Source organism: Candidatus Methylomirabilota bacterium, from assembly GCA_035709005.1.
Classification (GTDB): domain Bacteria; phylum Methylomirabilota; class Methylomirabilia; order Rokubacteriales; family CSP1-6; genus 40CM-4-69-5.
In genome coordinates this window covers 1-8336 of sequence record DASTFB010000105.1, presented here as the reverse complement: position 1 = coordinate 8336, position 8336 = coordinate 1, and the positions used below count along the sequence as shown (strand labels likewise).

The 8336-nt window shown below is 70.9% G+C and carries 10 protein-coding genes; all 10 read left to right on the top strand.

The features are described from left to right. Positions 1–69 precede the first annotated feature (69 nt). A complete protein-coding gene (atpA, locus tag VFR64_19700) occupies positions 70–1596 on the top strand; it encodes a F0F1 ATP synthase subunit alpha (protein ID HET9491960.1) in 1527 nt (508 codons plus the stop codon). 6 nt (positions 1597–1602) lie between these two features. Then, positions 1603–2484, top strand: a complete 882-nt coding sequence (atpG, locus tag VFR64_19695; GenBank protein HET9491959.1) for an ATP synthase F1 subunit gamma — start codon at positions 1603–1605, stop codon at positions 2482–2484. Next, the gene (atpD, locus tag VFR64_19690; GenBank protein HET9491958.1) at positions 2481–3902 is read left to right on the top strand and encodes a F0F1 ATP synthase subunit beta; all 1422 of its coding nucleotides are present in this window, start codon (positions 2481–2483) and stop codon (positions 3900–3902) included. Before atpG ends, atpD begins: the two co-directional genes overlap by 4 nt. Then, positions 3903–4313 carry a F0F1 ATP synthase subunit epsilon gene (locus tag VFR64_19685; protein ID HET9491957.1) on the top strand — a complete coding sequence of 137 codons (411 nt, stop codon included), beginning with the start codon at positions 3903–3905 and terminating at the stop codon, positions 4311–4313. A gap of 137 nt (positions 4314–4450) precedes the next feature. Beyond that, the gene (locus VFR64_19680; GenBank protein HET9491956.1) at positions 4451–4837 is read left to right on the top strand and encodes a response regulator; all 387 of its coding nucleotides are present in this window, start codon (positions 4451–4453) and stop codon (positions 4835–4837) included. Beyond that, the gene (locus VFR64_19675) at positions 4822–5514 is read left to right on the top strand and encodes an HD-GYP domain-containing protein (protein ID HET9491955.1); all 693 of its coding nucleotides are present in this window, start codon (positions 4822–4824) and stop codon (positions 5512–5514) included. Before VFR64_19680 ends, VFR64_19675 begins: the two co-directional genes overlap by 16 nt. After that, positions 5501–6316: a CPBP family glutamic-type intramembrane protease gene (locus tag VFR64_19670; GenBank protein ID HET9491954.1), complete on the top strand. Its 816-nt coding sequence runs from the start codon at positions 5501–5503 to the stop codon at positions 6314–6316. Before VFR64_19675 ends, VFR64_19670 begins: the two co-directional genes overlap by 14 nt. A 43-nt stretch (positions 6317–6359) precedes the next feature. After that, entirely contained in the window at positions 6360–7898 is a 1539-nt protein-coding gene (locus VFR64_19665) for an ATP-binding protein (GenBank protein HET9491953.1), read from the top strand. Continuing rightward, positions 7895–8143: a DUF507 family protein gene (locus VFR64_19660; protein HET9491952.1), complete on the top strand. Its 249-nt coding sequence runs from the start codon at positions 7895–7897 to the stop codon at positions 8141–8143. The genes VFR64_19665 and VFR64_19660 overlap by 4 nt, the downstream gene beginning before the upstream one ends. A gap of 5 nt (positions 8144–8148) precedes the next feature. Continuing rightward, positions 8149–8336: hypothetical protein (locus tag VFR64_19655; protein HET9491951.1), on the top strand; the 188-nt coding region annotated here is incomplete at its 3' end.

Here is an 8336-nt window from a genome sequence, read left to right as displayed (position 1 = left end):
TGATTCCGGCGGGGCATGGGCGTGGCGAAGCCCGGGGCCCATGCCCTGTTCAATAGAAAGGGCCAGAGCATGATCAAGGCCGGAGAGATCAGCGAGATCATCAAGCGGCAGCTGGCGGGCTACGAGGCCGAGGTCGATCTGCAGGAGGTCGGCCGCGTCATCGAGGTCGGCGACGGCATCGCCCGCATCTACGGGCTGGACCGCGCCATGGCCGGTGAGCTGCTGGAGTTCCCCAACGACGTCGTCGGCATGGTGCTCAACCTCGAGCGGAATCAGGTCGGCGCCGTGCTCCTCGGCAGCGACCGGCTCATCAAGGAAGGCGACGTCGTCAAGCGCACGAATCGGATCGCCCAGGTGCCGGTGGGCGAGGCGCTCGTCGGCCGCGTGGTCGACGCGCTGGGAGAGCCCGTCGATGGCAAGGGGCCCATCGCCGCCAAGGAGTTCCGGCCGATCGAGCGCTACGCCCCCGGCGTGGTCGATCGCCGCTCGGTGAAGGAGCCGCTGCAGACCGGGCTGAAGGCCGTCGATTCCATGATCCCCATCGGACGGGGCCAGCGCGAGCTGATCATCGGCGACCGCGGCACCGGCAAGACGGCGCTGGCCGTGGACACGATCATCAACCAGAAGGGCGAGGACGTCTTCTGCGTCTACGTGGCCGTCGGCCAGAAGCAGTCGACGGTGGCCCAGGTGGTGAAGGTCCTGGAAGACCACGGCGCCATGGCCTACACGACGGTCGTCGTGGCCTCCGCCGCGGAGCCGGCGCCGCTGCAGTACATCGCGCCGTACTCCGGCGTCACCATGGGCGAGTACTTCCGCGACTCCCGCCGCCACGCCCTCTGCATCTACGACGACCTCAGCAAGCACGCCGCCGCCTATCGCCAGCTCTCGCTGCTGCTGCGGCGTCCCCCCGGGCGCGAGGCCTACCCGGGCGACGTCTTCTACCTGCACTCGCGGCTGCTCGAGCGGGCGGCCAAGCTCAACGACGAGCTGGGCGGCGGCTCGCTGACGGCGCTGCCCATCATCGAGACCCAGCTGGGTGACGTGTCGGCCTACATCCCGACCAACGTCATCTCGATCACCGACGGGCAGATCTATCTGGAGGCCGACCTCTTCTACGGCGGCATCCGGCCCGCGGTCAACGTGGGCCTCTCGGTCTCCCGGGTGGGCGGCTCCGCCCAGATCCGGGCCATGCGGCAGGTCGCCGGCAAGCTGCGGCTCGATCTCGCCCAGTACCGCGAGCTCGCCGCCTTCGCCCAGTTCGGCTCCGATCTGGATCGGGCGACCCAGGCCCAGCTGGCCCGCGGCCAGCGCATGGTCGAGCTGCTCAAGCAGGGCCAGTACCGCCCGCTGCCCGTCGAGAACCAGGTGGCCAGCATCTTTGCGGGCACCCAGGGGCTGCTCGACGACCTCCCCATCGACGCCGTCCAGCCGTTCGAGGAGTTCCTGCTCGGCTCGCTCGACCGCAGCCAGGCCGCCCTCCTGCGGGAGATCAAGGACAAGAAAGAGCTGAGCCCGGCCCTCATGGAGCAGCTGACGAAGGCGGTGCAGGACGCCAAGGCCGAGTTCATGGCGGCCCGGGGCATCAAGGCGGCGTAGCGCAGCATGGCGACGCTCCGCGACATCCGCCGGCGCATCCGCTCGGTACAGTCCACCCAGAAGATCACCCGCGCCATGAAGCTGGTGGCGGCGGCCAAGCTGCGCCGGGCCCAGGAGCGGATCCTGGCCGCCAGGCCCTATGCCGGCAAGATGGCCGAGCTGCTCGGCAACCTGGTCACCGCCGCGGGGAGCGACGGCGCCGCGCACCCGCTGCTCGAGCAGCGCGAAGGGCCGCGACGGCAGGTCGTCATCATCACGGCCGATCGGGGCCTGGCCGGCGCCTTCAACTCCAACATCCTTCGCCACGCGCAAGCCCTGGTCCGGGAGTCGAGCCAGGCCGACGTCACGCTCGTGGTGGTGGGGCGCAAGGCGCGGGACTTCTATCGGCGCCGGCCGTGGGCGGTCAAGCGGAGCATGCTGGGCTTCTGGGACCGCCTGGCCTTCAGCCACGCTCAGGAGCTGGCCGACTTCTTCATGGCGCAGTATCTCGAGGGCGAGGTGGACGAGGTGCACCTCGTCTACAACGAGTTCCGCTCGGTGGCCGTCCAGCGTCCCGTGCGGGTGCGCCTGCTGCCCATCGCGCGAGCGGAAGGGCCGGAGGCGGACGCCCAGCCGGTGGAGTACCTTTACGAGCCCGGCCCCGAGGCCATCCTGAGCGACCTCCTGCCGCGCCACGTGCGCACCCAGGTCTACCGGGCGCTGATGGAGTCGGTGGCCGGCGAGCACGGCGCGCGGATGACCGCCATGGAGGCGGCCACCAAGAACGCCAAGGAAATGATCGACGTCCTCACGATCCAGTACAACAAGGCGCGCCAGGAGAAGATCACCAAAGAGCTGCTCGACATCGTCGGCGGCGCCGAGGCGCTGCGCCAGGGAGCGAACGCATGAACCGGGGCAAGATCGTTCAGGTCATCGGGCCCGTCGTCGACGTGGAGTTCGAACCGGGGCAGCTCCCGGCCATCTACAACGCCCTGGAGGTCGAGGGCGTCGAGATGAAAGACATCTTCTCGTACTCCAAGCGGCTGGTGCTCGAGGTGGCCCAGCATCTCGGCGAGAGCACGGTGCGGGCGGTGGCCATGGCCTCGACCGAGGGGTTGACACGGGGCCGGGGTGTCGTCGACACCGGCCAGCCGATCGTGATCCCGGTCGGCAAGGAGACCCTGGGTCGCATCATCAACGTCATCGGCGAGCCGGTGGACAAGGGCCCCGACATCAAGACCCGGAAGACCTATCCCATCCACCGGCCGGCCCCCAACTTCGAGCAGCAATCGACGAAGGTCGAGATGTTCGAGACCGGGATCAAGGTGGTCGATCTCCTCGAGCCCTACACCAAGGGTGGCAAGACGGGGCTGTTCGGGGGCGCCGGCGTCGGCAAGACCGTGCTCATCCAGGAGCTCATCAACAACATCGCCAAGCAGCACGGCGGCATCTCCGTCTTCGCCGGGGTGGGGGAGCGCACGCGCGAGGGCAACGACCTCTACCACGAGATGAGGGAGTCCGGCGTCATCGAGAAGACCGCGCTGATCTTCGGCCAGATGACCGAGCCCCCCGGCGCGCGGCTGCGCGTGGGGCTGACCGGCCTCACCGCCGCCGAGTACTTCCGCGACGAGGAAGGGCAGGACGTGCTGCTCTTCATCGACAACATCTTCCGGTTCACCCAGGCCGGCTCCGAGGTGTCCGCGCTGCTGGGCCGGATGCCCTCGGCGGTCGGCTATCAGCCTACCCTGGCCACCGAGATGGGGGCGCTGCAGGAGCGGATCACCTCGACCAAGAAGGGCTCCATCACCTCGGTGCAGGCCATCTACGTGCCGGCCGACGACATCACCGACCCCGCGCCGGCGACGGCGTTCGCCCACCTGGACGCGACGACGGTGCTCAGCCGCGGCCTGACCGAGCTTGGCATCTACCCCGCGGTCGATCCGCTGGCCTCGACCTCCCGGATCCTCGACCCCATCGTCCTGGGCGACGAGCATTACGGGACGGCGCGCGCCGTGCAGTCGATCCTGCAGCGCTACCGAGATCTACAAGACATCATCGCGATCCTGGGCATGGAGGAGCTCTCGGACGAGGACAAGCTGATCGTGGGCCGGGCTCGCAAGATCCAGCGCTTCCTCTCCCAGCCCTTCTCCGTGGCCGAGGCTTTCACCGGCCAGCCGGGCCGCTACGTCAAGCTGGCCGACACGGTGAAGTCCTTCAAGGAGGTCGTGGAGGGCAAGCACGACGACCTGCCCGAGCAGGCCTTCTACATGGTCGGCGACATCGGCGAAGCCATGGACAAGGCCAAGCGGCTGCGCGAGGCGGCCTGAGTGGCCGACCGGCTCACGCTCGAGATCGCCACGCCCACGCGGCTTGTCGTCTCGGAGCAGGTCGACGAGGTCGTGGCCCCCGGCGTCGAGGGGTACTTCGGGGTCCTGCCCGGCCACGCGCCGTTTCTCACCACGCTCGGCGTCGGAGAGCTGACGTACCGAACGGGGCGGGAAGAGTTCCACCTGGCGGTGGCCGACGGGTTCTGCGAAGTGCGCAACGACAAGGTCATCGTGCTGGCCGACACCGCCGAGCGCCCCGACGAGATCGACCGTGACCGGGCCGAGCGCGCCCGGCAGCGCGCCGAGCAGCGCCTGGCCGGCCGGGGCACGGACGAGATCGACTACGCGCGAGCCCAGGCTGCGCTGGCTCGCGCGCTCAGCCGCCTGCAAGTCGCCGGTCGATCGCAGTAGACACGTCCCGCCGATCGCGTTGCCCTGTGCTCGGGGCACCCTGCCCAACCGCGCGAGCAGACCTCGGCGCGGGCTGCACCTAAAGCCGCGCCATGCGGTAGCGTCGCCGGGCACGCTTCTGGCACCGGCAGCGCGGCATGGCGACGGTGCTCATCGTCGACGACGAGCCGAACATCGTGGAGCTGGTGCGGGTCACCCTGGAGGACGACCGCCTGGACGTCGTCGCGGCGACGTCAGGCACCGAGGCGCTGGAGCTGGCTGCGGCCGTCCGTCCCCAGGTCGTCCTGCTCGACGTCCACCTCCCCGACCTGAGCGGGCTGGAGGTCTGCCGCCGCCTGCGCCGTGATCCGAGCCTCTCCGGTGCGCGCATCGTCATGCTGACGGCCGCCGCGCAGAGAGACGACGTGAGGGCGGGGCTGGCCGCCGGCGCCGACGAGTACCTGACCAAGCCGTTCTCGCCGGTTCGACTGCTCTCCCTCGTCGAAACGCTGATCCCCGGCGTGACCTTGTGGGCACGAAAGTAGCGACGCCCGAGGACGGCGACCTCAGCCTGGCCTACCGGCGGCTCAACGCCGCGTATGCCCAGACGCTGCGCTACGCTGAGGACGTTCGGCAGCTCTACCAGCGGATGCAGCGCGCTGTCGCCCAATCCCTGCTGGGGCTGGCCAACGCGCTGGAGGCCAAGGACGCCTACACCCGGGGCCACTCGGACCGGGTCGGCGCCTGGAGTCGCGCCCTGGGGGCGGCGCTCGGGCTGGCCGCGGCCGACGCGGAATCCATCGCCCAGGCCGGGCTGCTGCACGACATCGGCAAGATCGGCGTGCCCGAGGCCGTCCTCACCAAGCGCGGGCCGCTCACCGAGCTCGAGTGGCACGCGATGCGGCGCCATCCGGTCGTGGGAGCGCAGATCGTGGCGCCCTTCGACTTTCTGGCCGCCGGCGCCCTGATCATCCGTCATCATCACGAGCGCTGGGACGGCAGCGGCTACCCCGACGGGCTCGCCGGCGAAACCATCCCGCTCGGCGCCCGCATCGTCGCGGTCGCCGACGTGTTCGACGCGCTGACCTCGGATCGACCATATCGCCGGGCGCTGACGGTTCCAGAGGCGCGCGCCCGCCTCGCCGCCGAGGCCGGGGCCACGCTGGACGCCGGCGTGGTGGCGGCGCTCCTCCGGCTGCACCCCGTCGATGTGGGCGCTTGAGCACGACGTCCCGGCCGCTCCGACGGACGTCCCCGTCGTGGCCAGGGTGCCGGCCCTGATTCTCGTCGGCACCGTCGCGCTCGCGCTCGTGCTCGCGGGCGGCGGGTATCTGCCGGCCGGCGATGTCCGCGCGGTCCTCGTCGCCGCGCTGCACGGGGCGTTGCTGACGGCGGCGCTCGGTGCGGCGGCCGGCGCCAGCAGAGCCTGGACCGTCACGACGCCGGCGATCATCACGCTGGCCCTGATCGCGGTCGGCGCCGTCGCCTCCCGAATCCAGGCCCACGGGTCCCTGGCGTACCTCGCGGTGCTCGCCTGGCTTTCCTGGTTGGGGGTGCGAGGGCAACTCGCTCCGCTGGGGGGCCGGCCGACATCGATGATCGCCCTTCTCGTCGGCAGCCTCGCTGGTGTCGTGCTGGGCAGCCACGTCCTGCTCTCCGCAACGTTCACGCTCGGCTACCGCCTGCGCGACGACGGGGTGGCCGCCTGGCTCCTGGCCCTCGCGTACGACGTCGGGCTGAACATCCCGTCGGCCGAGCTGTTCGTCCGCGGCGTGGTGTTCGACGGCCTTCAACGCCGGGTCTCCTTCGCGACCGGCGCGGCCGTCGCGACGCTCGCGTACCTGGCCCGCTTTCTGCCTGATCCGCGGCTGCCGTCGGCGGTGGAGGTGCTCGCCGGCGCGACGATCTACCTGACCCTGTTGAGCGCCATCAACTCCTGGCTGTTCTGGTGGTCGGGCAGCCTGCTGCCGGGCCTGGCAAGCGCCCTGGCGTTCTTCGCCGCGTATCGCCTGTTGGGTACGTGATGTGCGGACGGCTCAGTGACCGCCGATCCCCGCGCACCCGCTGATGCTGGGCGCCTGGACGCTGATCGCCGTCGGCCTGGCCGGTCTGGGCGCTCTGCTGCCGGCGCTCGACCCGGGCCCGGCCTCGCCTCTGCGACATCTCTTCGTGCTTCCGGTGCTCGCCGCCGCCGTACGCTCCGGGCTCGTCGGGGGCACGCTGAGCGCCGGCGTCGCCGTCATGGCGCAGGCCCCCCGCCTGTTCGCCCATCTCGAGGAGGGCGGCATCACGGCGGCGGCGATCGAGGAGCTGATCGGCTACGTCACGCTGCTGGGCATCGCGCCGCTGGTCGGCGCGCTGGCCGGCACGGCCCGGCGGCAGCGGGCCCGGTACGAGACGCTCCTGGCCATCCAGGTCGTGGTGGCCGAGGCGCGGGCGCTGCCCGAGCTGCTGGACCGCCTGCGCGCGCTGCTGGTCGAGCGCTGCGGGGCGGCAGCCCTCGTGCTCGTCGCCCGCGATGGCGACGAGCTCATCGTGGCCGGCGGTCAGCGTGTGGCGCCCGGCTCCGTCGTCGCCCGGGCGCTCGACTCGGGAGCGCCGGTGTTCGTGTCCGACACGGGCACCGAGCCTCGAGCGCGTCGCGTCCTCGCCGTGCCGCTGCTGGCCCGGGGCCAGGCCATCGGTGTCCTCGGTCTGGAGCGGGTGGGTGAGCTGAGCGCGAACGAGCGAGTGTCGCTGGTCGATCTGGGCGCCTACCTCGGTCTGGCCCTGGAGAATGCGCGCCTGGCGGCCGCCCGCCGTCGCTTCAACGCCGAGCTCGCCGACAAGGTGGCCGCGGCGACGCAGCGCCTGGAAACCCTGGATCGCGCGAAGTCGACCTTCGTGGCGACGGTGTCGCACGAGCTGCGCACGCCGCTGACCGCGCTGCTCGGGTTCAGCGAGCTGCTGGCCACTCGTCGCGTGGCCGGGGAGGAGGCGGCGCGGCTGGCCGCCATCATCCAGGGCGAGACCGGGCGCCTGGGCCGTATCGTGGACGACCTGCTGGACCTTTCGCGCATCGAGCACGGCATGGGCCTGCGAGTCCACCCGGTTCCCGTGGCAGTGAAGCCCGCGCTCGAGTCGGCGGCGGAGGTGTTCCGCCGGGGCGGGTCGAGTCCGTCCATCCTTCTGGCGTGCGACGAGCGCCTGGGGGTGCTGGCCGATCCCGATGCGCTAGATCGGATCGTGAAGAATCTGCTGGCGAACGCGATCAAGTACTCGCCGCCGGGCAGCCGGGTGATGCTCTCCGCGGAGTGGTCCGCCGGCAGCGTGGCCACCACGATCGCCGACGAGGGACCGGGCATCGCCGCCGAAGCCCTGAGCCGGATCTTCGAGCCGTATTTCCGGGCGCCGGACGCGGCCCGCGCCGCGCCCGGCATGGGCCTCGGGCTCGCCGTCGTCAAGGCGCTCGTCGAGGCCCAGGGCGGATCCATCGCCGTGGCGAGCGCGCCGGGGCGCGGCACGCGCGTGACCTTCTCGCTGCCGCCCGCTTCCTTGACTCTCCGCAGCGACGACGCTACCCTTTGCCAGTCATGCCGCGGCGCGAAGAGGTTGCCGAGCGAATGACGGAGGCCGTGCTGAAGCGGCTGACCGCACGCAAGGTACTCGAGGTGAAGGACGAGGCAGCGGCGCGGGTCGCCGTGCGCACCGTGGTGCTGGAGAACCTCGCCGCCGAGGAGCAGCTCGACACCGACGCCCGCAAGCTGCTGCTCGAGCACGCCAAGGCCATCAAGGACTCCGCCGCCGACTATCGGGCCCTGCTCGGCAAGGTGAAGGAGAAGCTGGCGCGCGAGCGGGGGTTCATCCTCTGATGCGTATGAGCCGCGAGCGCATCTTCCACCTGGCCGACCTCATCATGAAGGAGCTGACAGCCACCGCCGGCGTGCAGGTGAAGGCGCCCGACGACCTCCGGCCCGAGCTCATCCGGGTCCTCTCCGAGGAGTCCCGGCTCGAGGACTCGATCGACGCCGAGGTGCGCAAGACGCTCGCGTCGTACTCGCGGCC